The organism is Flavobacterium sp. 1, assembly GCF_002797935.1.
Classification (GTDB): Bacteria; Bacteroidota; Bacteroidia; order Flavobacteriales; family Flavobacteriaceae; genus Flavobacterium.
The window spans coordinates 74,666-92,106 of sequence record NZ_PGER01000001.1; the positions used below are offsets into that span (position 1 = coordinate 74,666).

Genomic DNA, 17,441 nt, shown 5'->3' on the forward strand with positions numbered 1-17,441 from the left:
TTTATTTTTCGGTATTTCTTCTTCTAAAAAGTTTAAAAATTTCAATCCAAAACACAGAAACAAATCCGATTAGAGCGCTAAATCCTATTTGTGAAAAACTAATAGTTTCAAATAGGAAAAAAACTCTAAAGAGAGGAATAATTAACAAAGAAGCAGTTATTAACAGGGTTAACCCAATAATGAGCGAAACCAAATTGTTTTTGTATTTTAAAGTGGTAAATATCGAATAATAGAAAGAACGATTGGCAAGCGTCAGGAAGATATTGGCCGATATTAATGTCAGGAAAATCATAGTTCGGGTAAGGTGTTCAGAAAATCCATTCTTTATGCTGTATTGGTAAATAAACAAAAGGCCAAGCGTAATTATAAGGCCTTGTACAATACTAATCGTAATTTCTTTTAGATTGAAAAAAGTATTGGTAAAAGGACGTGGCTTTTGTTTCATTAAATTAGGTTCCATAGGCTCATTTTCATAAATTATGGAGCAGGTTGGTCCCATAATAATTTCCAGAAAAATAATATGGACAGGTGAAAAAATATTGGGATAAATCCATCCTAAAACTAATGGAATAAATACAATCAGAATAATAGGAATGTGAATGGATATAATGTACTGAATCGCTTTTTTTAAATTGATATAAATTTTTCGTCCCATGGCAATGGCTTCTGTCATTTTGGAAAAATCATCATTTATCAAGATTAAGTTGGCTGCTTGTTTGGCGATTTCAGTTCCTTTTTCTCCCATTGCAATACCAATATGAGCCGATTTTAATGCAGGGCCGTCATTTACTCCATCGCCTGTCATGGCTACAATTTGGTTGTTTTCTTTTAAAGCTTTTATGATTTTTAATTTGGCTTCGGGGAACATTCGTGTAAAAATATTGGTCTCCATAACTTTTTCTTTCAAAGTGACATCATCCATTGTCATGAGTTCGTCACCATTTAGGATTTTTCCAGAGTTTTTAAAGCCAATTTGATGAGCAATGGTTGCCGTTGTTAAAGCATTATCTCCAGTAACGATTTTTACTTGAATTCCAGCTTTGTAAAAAGTTTCGAAAACTTCTTTAATATTAGCTTTTGGAGGATCATAAAAGGCAACAAGCCCTTTAAAATCAAACAAAAATTCCTGTTGTGTTTTTGGATAATCATTTCCTAAAAAATTTGAAACTCCAACGCCCAAAACACGATAGCCTTTTTCGGCCATCGATTGCATGGCTTTTAGGATTTGATTGGTTTGTTTTTCGGATAAAGCGGAACAGGCAATTAAGGCTTCGGGAGCACCTTTGGCAGCAATAATTCTATCTCCATTTTTGTTTTCAAAAAGATGGGTCATCATCGGCGGTTTTCCGCTTAAAGGATATTCGTGCACCATTTTGTAATTGGGGCGCTCATCTTTGATTCCTATTTTTGCGTAAGCATCGTGCAAAGCAATTTCCATGGCATCAAAAGGAATGGGTTCGCTGGACCACATCGACAAGCTGATTAATTCCTCTTCGTTTGTAGATAAACGGTTGCTTTGATTTTTATTGAAATCGCCATTGTCATTGAAATTTTCATTGAATGCATCTTCTTCTAATAAATACCATTGTGCCAAACTCATTTTGTTTTCGGTAATGGTTCCTGTTTTGTCTGTACAGATTACAGTGGCACTTCCCAGTGTTTCTACAGTTTTTGTTTGTTTGACGATGATCCCCATTTTCATTAACCGCCAAGCACCCAAAGCCATGAATGTGGCAAAAGCTACCGGAATTTCTTCTGGAATAATGCTCATTGCTAAGGTTAATGCTTTTAACAGACTGTCTAAAACAATTTTTGAATTATAGTAATTGATTCCCCAAACCAGAAGAAATACAACCAAGCCGATAAGAGACATTTTGGTAACAAAATTTCCAATCTGAATCTGCAGAGGTGTTTTTTCCTCGGCTATATCGTCCAGACTTTTTCCGATTTTGCCTAATTGTGTTTGGCTCCCAATTGCAGTTACTTTGCAGATAGCCAATCCAGAGGCGACAATTGTTCCTTGAAAGACTTGATTATTTTCACTTTTTTCATTTTTAAAAACTGCCAATGATTCTCCTGTGATTATCGATTCGTTTACCGAAAAGTCATTAGATTGAATAATGGTGCCATCAGCAGGAATAAAAGTGCCTTCTTCGCATTGAATACAATCGCCCAAAACGATTTCCTCTGAAGGTATTTCGAGAAGCTCACCATCTCTAATGATTTTACTTTTGGGTTGCGTTAATTTATGCAGGGCTTCGATAGCATTCCGACTCTTGGATTCCTGATAAAGTGAAATGGCTGATACCAGTAAAATTGCTATAGCCATAAATATTCCGTTACCATAATCTGCAGTAATAAAATAAATACTCGTAGCCGTTAGTAATAATAAGAACATTGGCTCTTTGACCATTTCAATTATGGAAGAAAGTAAGTTGTTTTTCTTTTGGTGTTCTAAAGAGTTTAAGCCGTTTTTGATTCTGGATTGTTCAACTTCAACTTTGTTTAAACCTGAAATAGAGTCGTTTTTTGCTGACATAATTGTGAAGTGTAGTTATAAATAAAATAAGACTTTAACTTATTTTTACCATGCAATTTAAAAATAAAAAAAAGGAGTTAAGTGTATTTTAGCTTAAGATTGTCTATATTTGCACGCAATTCAACTAGAAATTGCAACATGAAAGCACACGACTCTAAGATTATCGGCGAAGGTTTAACTTACGATGATGTATTATTAGTTCCTAATTACTCAAATGTTCTTCCTCGCGAAGTGAGTATCCAATCTAAATTTTCCAGAAATATTACACTAAATGTTCCTATTGTATCTGCAGCTATGGATACAGTAACCGAAAGTTCTATGGCAATCGCAATGGCACAAGAAGGAGGAATAGGTGTTTTGCATAAAAACATGACAATCGAACAGCAGGCTGCCAAAGTACGCAAAGTAAAACGCGCTGAGTCTGGGATGATTATCGATCCTGTTACTTTATTACTGAATTCAACCGTTGCCGATGCAAAAGCTGCAATGAGAGAATACGGTATTGGCGGTATTCCAATCGTTGATGAAAATAAAATCTTAAAAGGAATTGTTACCAACAGGGATTTGCGTTTTGAAAAAAACGGAGCGAGACCTATTGTTGAGGTAATGACCAGCCAAAATTTGGTAACTGTTGCTGAAGGAACTTCATTAGCAGAAGCTGAGGTAGTATTGCAGGGACATAAAATTGAAAAATTGCCTGTAGTAAATGATAAAAACGAGTTAGTTGGTTTAATCACTTTTAGAGATATTACCAAATTAACTCAAAAACCAAATGCCAATAAAGATAAATTTGGACGATTGAGAGTAGCCGCCGCTTTGGGCGTTACTGCCGATGCTGTTGAAAGAGCGACTGCTTTGGTAAATGCTGGTGTTGATGCTGTAATTATTGATACTGCTCATGGGCATACTCAAGGTGTCGTTGATGTATTGAAAGCTGTGAAAGCTAAATTTCCAAAACTTGACGTAATCGTTGGTAATATTGCCACTCCAGAAGCAGCTTTATTTTTAGTAGAAAATGGTGCCGATGGTGTAAAAGTAGGAATAGGACCTGGTTCTATTTGTACAACAAGAGTTGTTGCAGGGGTTGGATTTCCTCAGTTTTCTGCAGTTCTTGAAGTAGCAGCCGCTATAAAAGGGACAGGAGTTCCAGTAATTGCCGATGGCGGAATCCGCTACACAGGAGATATTCCTAAAGCGATTGCTGCAGGTGCAGATAGCGTAATGCTAGGTTCATTATTAGCAGGAACAATGGAATCACCAGGAGAAACTATTATTTTTGAAGGAAGAAAATTCAAATCTTACAGAGGAATGGGTTCAGTTGAAGCCATGCAGGAAGGATCGAAAGACCGTTATTTCCAAGATGTAGAGGACGATGTTAAAAAACTGGTTCCAGAAGGAATTGTGGGGCGTGTACCATACAAAGGAGAATTGAACGAAAGCATGCAGCAATTCATTGGAGGTCTTCGTGCAGGTATGGGATACTGCGGTTCTAAGGATATTGCAACTTTGCAGGATACAGGTCGTTTTGTTCGTATTACCGCTAGCGGAATCAACGAAAGCCATCCGCATGATGTAACAATCACAAAAGAAGCTCCGAATTATTCGAGATAAAACAAGACGAAAGTCTAAACGTAAAAAGGTGCAGGATTCAGTTCTTGCACCTTTTTTATTGGCTGATTTTATACGATGAATGTTTCTATTTGGGCGTGACTCTCAGACTGCTTTGTCGTTCCTCTTCGCAGCTTCGGGTCGGGCTTTCCGTTCCCGATTTTTTTCTTTATCAATTGCCTCGGGTTTAAACCCGAGGCAATTGATAAAGAAAAAAGAGCTCCACTTCAAACGAAGTTCACTGAACTCCGATGAAAATAAAAATTAAATGAAGTAATCCCTCACGCGGAAGAACTTTAGTGGTAAATATGTAAATTTTTTCAGGACGAGATAGTCTTGTGGACACGAACATTAAGATAAGGGAAATCCAGCGGATTTCAATGTTTATAGAAATTAAGATGTTGCATAATACCAACCCCAGCGGGGTTGTATTGATAAAGAAAAATATACGACCCTGCTGGGGTCGTTATGTAAATCGAATATTGTTTCTATAAACATTTGACCTCTCCGAGGTCAATTCAATTCAGAATTTAATGAGATGGAGCTAACAGGGATAAATTTTTCTAATTAAATCAATTATTTTTTTAGGATTCCTTTGTCCACACTTTCGTTAATCAAATTTTCGGCATAGTTCCAAATGGTTTCCGAACCGTCTTTAATTACCTTTTTCTTATCGTAAACTTTTTGATACGGAACATTATATTCTGCCCATGTTCCGCCATTGTTTGATGTGTTTTGTAATAATGGTTCAAACCTGTCCATCGATTTTGCGAATTTTGCTTCATCTGTGATTCCATCTTCAAATTCTTCCCAAATTGCAATAAATTCTTCCGCTTGTTCTGTTGGCAGAAGTCCAAAAATTCGTTTTGCAGCAATAAGTTCTTCGTCAGTATTTGTGTGGCTTTTTGAAGTGTCGTAAAGAAAAATATCGCCAGCATCAATTTCTACGATGTCATGGATTAAAACCATTTTCAAAACTTTAAGAACGTCAATTAGTTTGTCCGAATGTTCTGCTAATGCAATTGTCATCATTGCTAAATGCCAACTATGCTCTGCGTCATTTTCGTGTCTGTCACTGTTGAATAATTTAGTTTTCCGCTGAACGTATTTTAACTTATCGATTTCTTTTATGAAACTTACTTGTTTTAATAAATTGTCAGTCTGCATTGATTTATGGATTTTGTGATGTTTTTTATTGTTTTTCAGGACGATACAGGGGATTTTGAATATTTATTTTTTTATTGATTTGGGTATTACAGTTAACATTCCCTGTCTTTCAGAAATTTCACCAACATATCTATCTTTTAAATTTTGACAAAATAACCTATTGTAAGATGTGTCATTTAATTTTAAATGCTTTCGTCCTAATGCGAAATCATACGGTTGTTTCAAAGATTTAATTCTAACATTTAAAACATTTAAAGAAAGGCTCTTGCTGTAATAAATGTTGAATACAGTAACTCTATAAATTTCTTCAATACTGCTACTTAATAAACAATTCAAAATTACTTCGTTAATATTTATTTTCTCTTTATTGTATAGAAATTTACACAACTCTTTTAATAACTCCTTATCGCCAGTTAAAATGATTTCTTCAGTATTTTCAATAATTTCAATTTTCTCAACATTGGTAAACGCAGACTCCGACAACCTCAATAATTCTTTTATTATAGAGCTGTTTAATTCTAACTCTTGATAAATATTCAAAAAGTCTTGTTTGTTATTTTTAATGAACAAGATTATCAATTGTGGATATTGATTATTTAATGTTTCGAAATTATTTTTATCTAATTTAATTAAATGATGCTCAATAAGAATCTTTATTTTATTAAGGGAAACTTCTATTAATTCATTCATATTATAAATATATGGAAATTGTTTCGCTAGAGCTTTAAAACTATCATCACCAATCTTACTCTTAATGATAAGTTCGCTAAAAAGCAACTGAGAGTCTTCATCAATTTCTGTCATCTTTTTTTCAGAGAGTCTGCTAGAAACTCTTTCATCATTTAAGTAATTTACTAGAGTTTCATCTATTTCGTCAAATTCCTTGAAGTATTTAAAAAAGTTTTCCCAAGAAATTTCCAATCGGTTATATTCAAACAATTTACTCCATAGAGCTTTGTCATTAATTTTTGAAACTTCACTAATTATTGTTTGATTTTTTTCAATCATTTGAAGACCTACTTCTTCTATCAATCCAGTATTTAAGAGAGTTATAATACTATTTTCGTCCTCATCAATATTATCTTTTAATTCAAAATATACACATTCGATATAATCGAAAATGTTTTGATTCACGTATTCAATAAGTTTTTTGCATCCTGATTTTTGAATTGTAGTGAAATTTGATGTTTTTAAGTTTTCTAATTCAATATCATTTACTTTGTATAAATTAACAAATAATTCTACCATATGAGCATTAATTTCATATAGACTATTTTCATATATAAAATCAATCAAATGTTTATACTCTTGATTGTAATTTAGTTTCTCAAATCTAATATTTGTATTCTTTAGAAATTCTTCTACTTTACTTCTATTTGCATCATTAAAGTAAATACAATTTAAATCGCTCATTTGACAAATATAAGATGCTAAATTATTGTCAATATTAACTTCATTGATATGATTTGTTGTTAAGTTTTTAAAAATGAGTCTAATGTATTTTTCTGGTAAATAAGAAGTTTCTTTTGATATGAAGTTATAAAACTGTTTCCAATGTTGAATTAATCCATTTAAAAAATGTTGTTTATTAATGTCGTTTGCAAAATCTAAATATCTATCAATAAAACTGACCGAATTTTTACTCTCATCTTTAAGAGTTATAAAAATTGAATCTAATTGAGTTTTACTTTTTCTCTCCAATAAATAATCCATCAAATAAAAATTTAATATTTCCTTTTGATGAAAACAATCAGTTTTAATATCCTTTATTAATGCACTTATATCTTTTATTTTATAATCAAAAGCCAATGCTTTTCTGTTTGATAAACTCAAAAGAAAGGTCTGATTTTCTTTATGACTACCATTATATTTAGAAATAAAACGTTCATAATTTTCATCTATATGTCCTTCCCTGATAAGAAAATCTATAAGATCCTTATTATTTATTTTGTGATTATATACGCATTTAAATTCAATATTACTTTGGTTAGGCAGGTTCTCAACTAGTGTCGTTGAAGTTGGCTTAGTAAAATATTCATTAAATGTTGTAATAAAATAATTGTTACTTTCTTGAGTGATCAAAATTTCTGACAACCTTTTCGAAATAATACTTTCTTGTTTAGCTAATAAATCTTGGCGTTCTTTTCTCAACTTAGTCAGCTCTTCTTTTTCCTTATTCTTTATCCTTTCAGTTCTTTTTTTATAGGATAGCTTTTTGTTAACGGCGTTTTCAATCACTTTAAACGATAAAGAACTTTCAGTAGTATAAGTATTGTCATTAGAGGAATTTTGATAAACGTACTGAATATTTGTTTGGGCGCTAAATTTTTCAAAATTATCATCTTCAAGTAGGACATCCTCATCAAAAGAGTCATTTCCAATTCTGATTTTTACGACTATTTGTTTTTTTGTTTTATTAACTAAATTGATAAATGTGTACAAATAAAATTTACGTAATTCATTAATACTTTCGAAGGATTCTCTTTCCGATTCTTTAATTTTTTCGTCCTCGATTAATCTAATTTCTTCTACAATTTTTACAATTTCAGTATTAATTAAATCTTTTTTGTTTTTAAATAATTGATAAACATATCCTTTGTTTTTGTCTAAACAATCAAAATCTGAAGGTTCAATATTTTTGTAAATCATCATTGCTAACAATTTTATTTTGTCAATACCACTCCCTCCTAAAATTTTTTCATATATCTTAAACTCGTTACAAATTGATATAATTGTTCGCATGTCATTGATATATCGAGAAACGACTTCAATAAAATCTTTAAACTTACTTTTTTCTTCTAAATCACTTATTTGATTTAGATTAAGAGCCAATGCTCCAAGGAATTTATCTGAGGAATTTGTATAATTTATTACAGGAATAACAGGCAATATTATATCGAAGAATTTTGTGCGTTCGGTTTCATCGAACATATTATCTCTCACAGCATACACAAAAGTAACTTTTCCTCTTTTTTTAATTGGTTGGTAATTATTTATCAAGCAATTAATTTCTCTAAGCTTAATATAAATTTCGGTATTATCAAATCTATCTAAGTCTTCAATAAAAACAACATCTGTTTTATTCTTATCAAAAAAATAAAGTATCTCATCTATTTCATTTTCGAAATCAATTGTTTTAGAATCGTTCTTGTTATCTAATTCTGCTTCACTAATTTTGAGCTTACCAATTTTAAAGTTTACAAAAAAATCATAAGTCATATTCAAGAAATATATTGCTCCAGCAATAGCGCAAACACTGCATAAAAGATCAAGATATTCTGCATATAATTTTTTAAGCCATAATGTGTGTACTAACTTAGTTGTAAGGAGTGAATCTGGTAAATCAAAATCTGACAAATAGATAATTGAAGAAATCCAAAAAAATAGCAATCCTGTTTTTAGATAGATATGTTTATGATTAACTATTCTTTTAAATCTTGATTGAGGAACTTTATCATGAGAAACTTTGTAAAAGATTTGCTTTAATATACTATATTCTAATTTACTTGTTTTATCATCCTTAATCACTTTTCCATCAAAAGTTGCTAAAGAAATATTTATAAAATTCAGGTTCGAAAAATTATGTTCAAAAGTTCTTATTATAGATGTTTTACCTGAACCATAAGGTCCAGTTAAGGCAATATTAAAAATATTTTTGTTTTGAATTATTTCATTTAACAAAGCAGAATGATTATCCTCTCTAGAGCTTAATATTTTTGGCGTGAAGTTTTCAATTTTGACAATTTTAATACGGTCTAATTTTTTCTCTAATCTATATTTAGAGATTATCAATTTTTTTAGGTACCATTTTTGAGTATTTAACTTTATCTCTTTTGTATAAGTTGAAAGCTTTTGTTGGATAGTATTATTTGTCATGTTCATGTTTTTTGCGCCCTTGCTAAATTATCTCTTTTAACAGGATAAATAAGTAAAACTTATTCACAATAATGATGTCTTATTTACAATCTGTATTTTAAATAAAATTATGATTCTCTAGCCCCGATTGAAGTAAAAATTCTTATAAGCCGGAGTTCGGCTTATAAGATTGAAACGGAAAGCGGGAGTGAAGCTGTTATGAAAAATTATCGTTCTGCTCCTAAAAAAAACACCAGCCTTTTGACCAGTGTTTTATAAGATAAGGGGAAGTTTAATCATGAGCCAAATCTGCCAGTAGTTTTTTATCCCCCACAATCCACAAAATATCATCTTTTTCCAAAATCACATTCGATTCTGGGTTTAGCGTTCGGTTTCCTCTTTTTTCGATACCCACAATCAGTCCTTGTGTTTTTTCGCGCAGTTTAGATTCTTTGATGCTTTTTCCTAAAAAGGTGTGATTTTTCAATTCAATTTGGCGCAGAACAATATCAGGTTCCACAATTTCTGGAGAAACATCCATTTCATGCTGGTCTAAATATTTTTTAAATTCCTGCACTTGTCCATCAGTTCCAATAACACAAATTTCATCACCTGGAAAAATGCGTTCATTTCTATTCGGGATATGTATAGTTATGTCACCCCGCTTTATCGAAACTATATTAATTCCTAAATTTTCCCTCATTTGAAGGTTTTTCAATGATTCGCCTGCTATGTTGGATTCGGCGGCGATGTCAAATATTGCCATGTGTCCGTCCCAAGGAGATAAATCACTTCTGCTTCTTTTGGCTCGATCGATCTCTCTGCCGTTTAAGTTGGCTAGAAAATGATTTTCGATTTTATGATATTGGATGTGTAATTTTTTGTGGAAAATTAAATAGATGACCACTGCAATTATTAATGCAATCAGGGCAACTTTTGGGGAGAAAAATATATTTACCAATAAGCCGATAAAGAATACAGACAGTAAAATACGGACGAAAAACAGCATGGTCAATGGGCCGCGTGATTTACGGTCGTGCATTAACTGTTCTACCTCGGCAACAGCCACACGCCGAAAAGCAAGAGCCCATAAAAATGGAGATAATATTACAAGAATTATCAAAGCTCCCAGTGTATTTCCTAAATGGTAATCATTTACTAACGGGAGAATAAATCGGGAAGAAAGCAGGATAATAGCAAGAATGATGACCACAAGTACAATCACCTGAATCAAAAAGGCATTGATTACCGTTTGCCATAAACTTACTGTTTTTATTGCTTGGGCGCTGGCAGAGTAGCGTTCAATGCGTTTTGTCCATTTGCGGGGCAGTTTATGGGCTAAGTATTCTGAAAAAGGCAGCGAATATTTAACCATAAACGGAGTTGTAAAAACGGTTACCGCCGAAACTGCTACTACAATCGGATACAAAAAAGTATTAGTGGCTTTTAGCGTCACTCCCAAAGTAGCTATGATAAAAGAGAATTCCCCAATTTGGGATAAACTCATACCTGTCCTGATGGAATCTTTCAGAGGCTGTCCTGATAATAAAGCGCCAAAGGTAGAACTAATGGATTGTCCAAAAATAGTGACTAGGGAGAGAACAATCACTGGAATGTAATGCTCGTACAAGGCATCAGGATTAATTAACATACCTACAGAAACAAAAAATACAGCACCAAAAAAATCTTTCACCGGTTTTATAAGATGTTCAATATGTTCGGCCTGAGTAGTTTCGGCAATTATAGATCCCATAATAAAAGCACCAAGAGCTGGCGAAAAACCTGCGTTCGCTGCGAAAATTACCATCATCAGGCAAAGTGCCAATGAAATGATCAGCAGCATTTCGTCTGTGAGCAGATGCTTGGTTTTTTTGAGTAAGGTTGGGATAATGAAAATACCGCCCAAAAACCAAAGCACAAGGAAAAATACTAATTTTAATACAGACATTAAAAGTGCGCTTCCAGAAAACTGATTGCTCACTGCTATTGTCGATAATAAAACCATCATTAAAATGGCAAGGATGTCTTGAACAATAAGCGAACCAATAACAATTCCGGCAAACTTCTGAGTCTTAACTCCCAATTCGTCAAATGATTTTAAAATTATGGTCGTCGAAGATATCGAGAGAATCACACCCAGAAAGATGCTGTCCATCGTGGGCCAGCCCAGCCATTGCCCTACGCAGTACCCGATGAGGCACATACTTACAATTTGAATCCCTGCAGTGATAGAGGCTGTCCCGCCGACTTTCATCAGTTTTTTAAAGCTAAATTCCAATCCCAGACTGAACAATAAAAAGATGATTCCAATTTCGGCCCAAACTTCAACACTTTTAATGTCCTTTACCGATGGGAAAAAATCAAAATGATTCCCTGCCAAAAAACCAGCAATCAGATATCCAAGAACCAAAGGCTGTTTTAGTTTTCTAAAGATTAAAACAGCAATTCCTGCCGTCATTAGAATTAATCCTAAATCAGTTATTAAAGGTTCAAGTTGGTGTGTTGTTTCTGTTGCTGCACTCATTTGTTTTGTTTTAGGAGCTATGTACTTTGTCTGTTCGCTGCGCTCTTGCCGTTCATTAGTTTCAAACACTCAGGCATAATTCTTTTATAAGCAGTAACAGGAGTTCTTTCATTCGCTTTGCCAGAGAGAAAAAACAATTTTATTTCCCAAAGGCTTTTGACAGTTGTCTTGGCTAACTATCATTATTATTGGCTTGAATATAAAAATAATATATTTTTGGCATCAAAAGGAATGAAATGAGACTTTAATTTAAATTATCCAAATCAGATAAAGTGTAAAATTTCATATTATTACTTTGGATGTATTTGCAAATAAATTCCAGTGTTGCATTCTTTGTCTGATAATCTCCCGTTACATTTTTTACTGTTTTATGACTGTTTAATATCAAAATTTTATCATTTTTCTTGGCAAATTTCAATAAGTTCAAAAGGTGAGTTAGATTAAAATGTTCGTGGGTATCATCAACACTGAAACTGTATACCAATTTAGAGTGATCATAATAGCTGTTTTGTTGGGAGGCACTTTCTTCACAAAATGCCCTGCCTCTTATAATTTTAAATTTTTTTAATAAAAAGGTATCCAGCTGTTTAGTTCTTGCGCCATAAGGGTAGGCAAAAGAAGTAATTTTAAAGCCATAAAAGTTCATTAAATTCATCATGGGGTTTATTTCCTGATGCAAATAGTCATCAATGCTATGGTCTTTTAGAAACGCAGCTGCGTTATAATGGTGAAGTCCATGACCTGCGATTTCATGTCCTTCCTTTTGTAATTCTTGGAGCTTCTTGATTTTTGAATGCCTTAATGTGTTTATTTTACAGACAAAAAAAGTGCCTTTCCAGTTGTATTTTTTTAATTGCTGATCGGTGTCATACCATTCGTCTATATATGCATCGTCAAATGACAGAATCACACCGGCTTTGGGAGGTTCAATTTCTTCTATTATTTTTTCAGGGATGTCTTCGCAGTAAAATAAAATAAGTAAAGCACAAAGGGACATGACTTTTAGAATAAAATTCTTATTCATTTCTTTGTGCTTTTTTTAATTAATTTTTTATTTATATTCCTAAGAAATTACTAGGAGTAATCTGCAGTAATTCTGCTTTGATTTCATCAGAAACATCTAGCGTAGCGATAAAATTGTGAATCGCATTTTTATCAATCGCTTCGTTGGTTCTTGTTAATCCTTTCAAGGCTTCATAAGGATTCGGGTAAGCTTCGCGTCTTAAGATTGTCTGAATCGCTTCGGCAACAACAGCCCAGTTTTTCTCTAAATCTTCGTGGAACTTAGATTCGTTCAATAATAATTTGTTTAAACCCTTCAAAGTAGCTTCAAAAGAAATAATTGTATGCCCTATTGGCACGCCAATGTTTCTCAAAACGGTACTGTCAGTCAAATCACGCTGTAATCTTGAAATCGGTAATTTTGCCGATAAATGTTCGAAAATAGCGTTTGCAATTCCTAAGTTTCCTTCGGAGTTTTCAAAATCAATCGGGTTTACTTTGTGTGGCATTGCCGATGATCCAATTTCTCCTGCTTTGATTTTTTGTTTGAAATATTCCATTGAAACATACGTCCAAATGTCGCGGTCTAAATCAATAATGATCGTGTTGATTCTTTTTAAAGCGTCAAAAAAGGCAGCAAAATGATCGTAATGCTCGATTTGTGTTGTTGGGAATGAATGATGTAATCCTAAGTTTTCTTCAACAAATTTGCTTCCAAACTGTTTCCAGTCAATTTGCGGATATGCTACATGATGCGCGTTGTAATTTCCAGTAGCTCCGCCAAATTTAGCGGCAAACGGAATGTTGAACAATAAGCGCATTTGCTCTTCCAGACGCTCTACAAAAACACCGATTTCTTTGCCCAAACGAGTTGGTGATGCCGGCTGTCCGTGGGTGCGGGCAAGCATAGGAATCGTTGCCCATTCTTGGCTTAAATCCTTTAATTTAGAAATCAAGGTAATTAATGATGGCATGTAAACCTGTTCAAACGCATCTTTAGTCGAAAGCGGAATTGCAGTGTTATTAATGTCCTGAGAAGTTAGCCCAAAGTGAATAAACTCTTTATATTCAGATAATCCCAGTTTTTCAAAAGCATCTTTTATGAAATACTCAACCGCTTTTACGTCGTGGTTGGTAACTTTTTCGGTTTCTTTTATCCAAAGAGCATCTTTGGTAGAGAAATTTTTATAAATGTTGCGTAAACTTTCAAAAATATTAGGGTTTACGTTTTTTAATTGTGGTAAAGGAACTTCGCACAAGGCAATGAAATATTCAATTTCAATCAATACGCGGTATTTGATTAATGCTTCTTCAGAGAAAAAAGGAGCTAGAGACATTGTTTTATTTCTATAACGGCCGTCGATTGGTGATATAGCATTCAATTCGTTTAGAGTAGTCATTTTTTGTTGTTTTTTCGAAAGGCACAAATATAAACAGAATTTAAAGATTACAAGGTACTAAACTCTAACTTTGTGGGCATAAACAACTCAAATTAATTCAAAAATTCGTGTAATTTGTAACTTTAAAAAATTAGAAGAGTCAACGAATAATTATCGATAAAAATAATTTGGGCATGACCGCCAGAAAAAGGCGGTCGGGCTATCCGTTCCCGCTTTTTTTATCCCGTAAAAAAACGGGATAAAAAAGAGCTCCACTTTTATCCCTCATGCAAAACACAGCATTACGGTACAAAATAATTTCAGGGATTTTACAGAAGAATAAATCAAGTCAAAAAAATGAAAGTATACAAAAAGGAAACCGTTCAGTACATTAATGCATCACTCGATGAAAGTTGGGAATTTTTTTCCAATCCTAGAAATTTGCAAAAAATAACTCCTAAGCCTATGGGATTTCAGATCACCGATTTTGACAGTCAATCCATGTATGCAGGGCAAATTATTCAGTACAAAGTTTCGCCTCTTCTGGGATTAAAATTAAGTTGGACTTCCGAAATTACACAAGTTAAAGACAAGGCTTATTTTATAGACGATCAGCGTTTTGGTCCCTATAGCTTTTGGCATCACAAACATTTTTTTGAAGCAACTGCAAATGGAGTAAAAATGACCGATGTAATTCATTATGCATTGCCTTTTGGTTTTTTTGGACGAATTATAAATGCTTTAATCGTCAAGAATAAACTGAATGAAATCTTTGATTATCGTTTTCAAAAAGTTAACGAACTTTTTAATCAAGAAGGGGCTAAGCCACTAAGATTTAAGCAGTCAATTTAAAAGTCAATAATTATATCAAAAATAATGTTTTCTAAACTTAGAATCTTAGCGAATTAGTTTCTTAGAGTCTATATAAAAAAAGTAATGACAAAACAACAAGTATCTATTTTTTGGTTCCGACGCGATTTGCGTCTTGAAGATAATGTAGCGTTATATCATGCTTTGCAATCCGAGCATCCTGTAATTCCAGTGTTTATTTTCGACACGGATATTTTGAATAGTTTGCCAAAAAATGATGCCCGCGTTGGTTTTATACACGAAACACTTCAAAAAATAAATTCACAGCTCAATGTTATTGGAAGTTCTCTTTTAATCAAAAAAGGAACTGCAATCGAGGTTTGGAAATCCCTTTTTGATGAGTTTAGTATTTCGGCAGTTTTCTTTAATAAAGATTATGAACCGTACGCTATTAAGAGGGATTTAGCTATTGCAGCATTGGCAAAAGCAAATAATGCAGTTTGTTTTTCTTTCAAAGATCAAGTTGTTTTTGAAGAACTCGAAATCACAAAACCTGATGGTTTGGCTTATACCATTTATACCCCCTACAAAAATAAATGGCTGGAAAAATTCAAATTCATGGCTCCGCTTCAAGAGTATGTAACTCTAAATTACTTATCCAATTTTCATAAAAATAATTTTGATTTTCTCACTTTACAGCAAATAGGTTTTGAAGAAAGTAATATAAAAGTAGTTCCTCATAATCTCACACAAATAAGTAATTATCACGAAACAAGAGATTTTCCTGCTATAGACAGCACCTCGTATTTGTCTCCCCATTTGCGTTTTGGAACAGTTAGTATCCGCAAATTAGTGAATTGGGCAGTTAATAAAAATGCTGTTTTCTTGAGCGAATTGATATGGAGGGAATTCTTTATGCAGATTCTGTTTAGCTTCCCGAAAGTGGTCACTCATAATTTTAAATCGGCTTATGATGGAATTCAGTGGCGTAATAATGAAGAAGATTTCAAACGCTGGTGTACAGGAACTACTGGTTATCTCATGGTCGATGCAGGAATGCGCCAGCTCAATGAAACGGGCTATATGCACAACAGAGTGCGCATGGTTGTGGCGAGCTTTTTGTGCAAACATTTACTGATTAATTGGCAGTGGGGCGAAGCTTATTTTGCCGAAAAACTGTTGGATTATGATTTGTCTGCAAATGTAGGCAACTGGCAATGGGCGGCTGGAACTGGCTGTGATGCTGCACCTTATTTCAGGGTTTTTAATCCCGATATCCAGCTCAAAAAGTTTGACGAAAAAGGAATTTACATCCGCCAATGGATTCCTGAATTTGATTTGGGCTACGGACAGCCAATGATTGATCATGCTTTTGCCAGAGACAGGGCTGTTGCTGCTTATAAGGCTGGAATTTTGAAGTGATTTTGAAACATGATTTACAAGTACATCAGCTTTCTTTTTTTTCATTAAAAAGAAAAGATAGGACGGTTAGCCGCATATTACTCCTAATCGCTAAAAAGCACAACATTTTAAGTATAATTTGTGTATAAAGCGCTTACGTTTAACTTCTTATTAATACTGTTAAAAAAAGCATTGGCATATATTTGTATTGTAATTGATTTCCTCAAACTTTTTTAAATTATGCAAAAAAATGTTTTAATAACAGGCGGTACCGGTTTTATCGGAAGGCATCTAACTGAAAAATTATTGGAAAGAGGTTACGCAGTTTCAATATTGACCAGAAGCAGTAAACCAAGCACAGAAAAGGTTTCCTATTATATTTGGGATGCTGATACACAAAGTATAGAGGAATCGGCTGTATTAAATGCTGATTATATTATTCATTTAGCCGGTGAAAATATTGCCGAAGAAAGATGGACTGCCAAAAGAAAAGCTGCAATTCTAGACAGCAGAACACAATCCGTGCAATTGATTTATGATACTTTAAAAAAGCTGAATAAAAGAGTTGATGCTTTTGTTTCGGCTTCAGGGATTGGATATTATGGATTGGTCAATGGCGAAGGTATTTGTACCGAAAGCACTTTGCCTGCCAATGATTTTGTAGGGACTGTTTGTCAGGAATGGGAAAAATCGGCCGATTTGATGCTAGGGTTGGGTATTCGTACCGTAAAAATCCGCACTGGTTTGGTCTTAGGAAAAAACGAAGGAATATTAAAAAAACTAAGCCCAATTTTTAAAAGAGGTTTTGGAAGTGTTTTGGGCTCAGGAAGGCAGTATATGCCTTGGATTCATGTGCATGATTTGTGCATGATGTATATTGAAGCGATCGAAAACAAAAAAATGACCGGTCCCTATAATGCTACGATTAATGACAGTACAACAAATTTAATTTTCTCTAAAGAATTAGCGAATTCTTTTGGTTTTTCGATTTGGCTGCCCAATGTCCCAGCTTTTTTAATCCGATTAATGCTAGGAGAAAGGGCATCACTGCTTTTGACAGGAAGAAGGGTTTCTTCGGATAAAGTTAAAAAGCTAGGGTTTAGATTTCAATTTAAAAATCTCCGAAAGGCATTGAAAAACAGTTTAAAATAAAAGT

10 protein-coding genes are annotated in these 17,441 nt (G+C 33.5%); 4 read left to right on the forward strand and 6 right to left on the reverse strand.

The window, feature by feature from the left end; genetic code table 11:
* Window position 1 precedes the first annotated feature (1 nt).
* The gene (locus tag CLU83_RS00355) at window positions 2-2,539 is read right to left on the reverse strand and encodes a cation-translocating P-type ATPase (protein WP_100429784.1); all 2,538 of its coding nucleotides are present in this window, start codon (window positions 2,537-2,539) and stop codon (window positions 2-4) included.
* Between the two features lie 138 nt (window positions 2,540-2,677).
* On the opposite strand from CLU83_RS00355, the gene guaB reads away from it, so the two are divergent.
* Window positions 2,678-4,150, forward strand: coding sequence for an IMP dehydrogenase (guaB, locus tag CLU83_RS00360; protein WP_100429785.1), 1,473 nt, complete (start codon window positions 2,678-2,680; stop codon window positions 4,148-4,150).
* 573 nt (window positions 4,151-4,723) lie between these two features.
* Here the strand turns inward: guaB and CLU83_RS00365 are convergent.
* The 5 genes from CLU83_RS00365 to purB all read right to left on the reverse strand — a co-directional run bounded on the left by CLU83_RS00365 (window position 4,724) and on the right by purB (window position 14,095).
* Window positions 4,724-5,314, reverse strand: a complete 591-nt coding sequence (locus CLU83_RS00365) for an HD family hydrolase (protein WP_100429786.1) — start codon at window positions 5,312-5,314, stop codon at window positions 4,724-4,726.
* A 63-nt stretch (window positions 5,315-5,377) separates the two neighbouring features.
* The gene (locus CLU83_RS00370) at window positions 5,378-9,190 is read right to left on the reverse strand and encodes a hypothetical protein (protein WP_100429787.1); all 3,813 of its coding nucleotides are present in this window, start codon (window positions 9,188-9,190) and stop codon (window positions 5,378-5,380) included.
* Window positions 9,191-9,461: 271 nt separating this feature from the next.
* On the reverse strand, window positions 9,462-11,693 hold the full coding sequence (locus CLU83_RS00375; RefSeq protein ID WP_100433562.1) for a cation:proton antiporter: 2,232 nt from the start codon (window positions 11,691-11,693) through the stop codon (window positions 9,462-9,464).
* Window positions 11,694-11,937: 244 nt separating this feature from the next.
* The gene (locus CLU83_RS00380) at window positions 11,938-12,717 is read right to left on the reverse strand and encodes a polysaccharide deacetylase family protein (RefSeq protein WP_232726921.1); all 780 of its coding nucleotides are present in this window, start codon (window positions 12,715-12,717) and stop codon (window positions 11,938-11,940) included.
* A 31-nt stretch (window positions 12,718-12,748) separates the two neighbouring features.
* Entirely contained in the window at window positions 12,749-14,095 is a 1,347-nt protein-coding gene (purB, locus tag CLU83_RS00385) for an adenylosuccinate lyase (RefSeq protein ID WP_100429789.1), read from the reverse strand.
* A gap of 336 nt (window positions 14,096-14,431) precedes the next feature.
* Here purB and CLU83_RS00390 point away from each other — a divergent pair, with 336 nt between their 5' ends.
* The 3 genes from CLU83_RS00390 to CLU83_RS00400 all read left to right on the forward strand — a co-directional run bounded on the left by CLU83_RS00390 (window position 14,432) and on the right by CLU83_RS00400 (window position 17,437).
* A complete protein-coding gene (locus CLU83_RS00390; protein ID WP_100429790.1) occupies window positions 14,432-14,926 on the forward strand; it encodes an SRPBCC family protein in 495 nt (164 codons plus the stop codon).
* Between the two features lie 84 nt (window positions 14,927-15,010).
* Entirely contained in the window at window positions 15,011-16,306 is a 1,296-nt protein-coding gene (locus tag CLU83_RS00395; RefSeq protein WP_100429791.1) for a deoxyribodipyrimidine photo-lyase, read from the forward strand.
* Window positions 16,307-16,525: 219 nt separating this feature from the next.
* Window positions 16,526-17,437, forward strand: coding sequence for a TIGR01777 family oxidoreductase (locus tag CLU83_RS00400; protein ID WP_100429792.1), 912 nt, complete (start codon window positions 16,526-16,528; stop codon window positions 17,435-17,437).
* The last annotated feature ends 4 nt before the right edge of the window (window positions 17,438-17,441 follow it).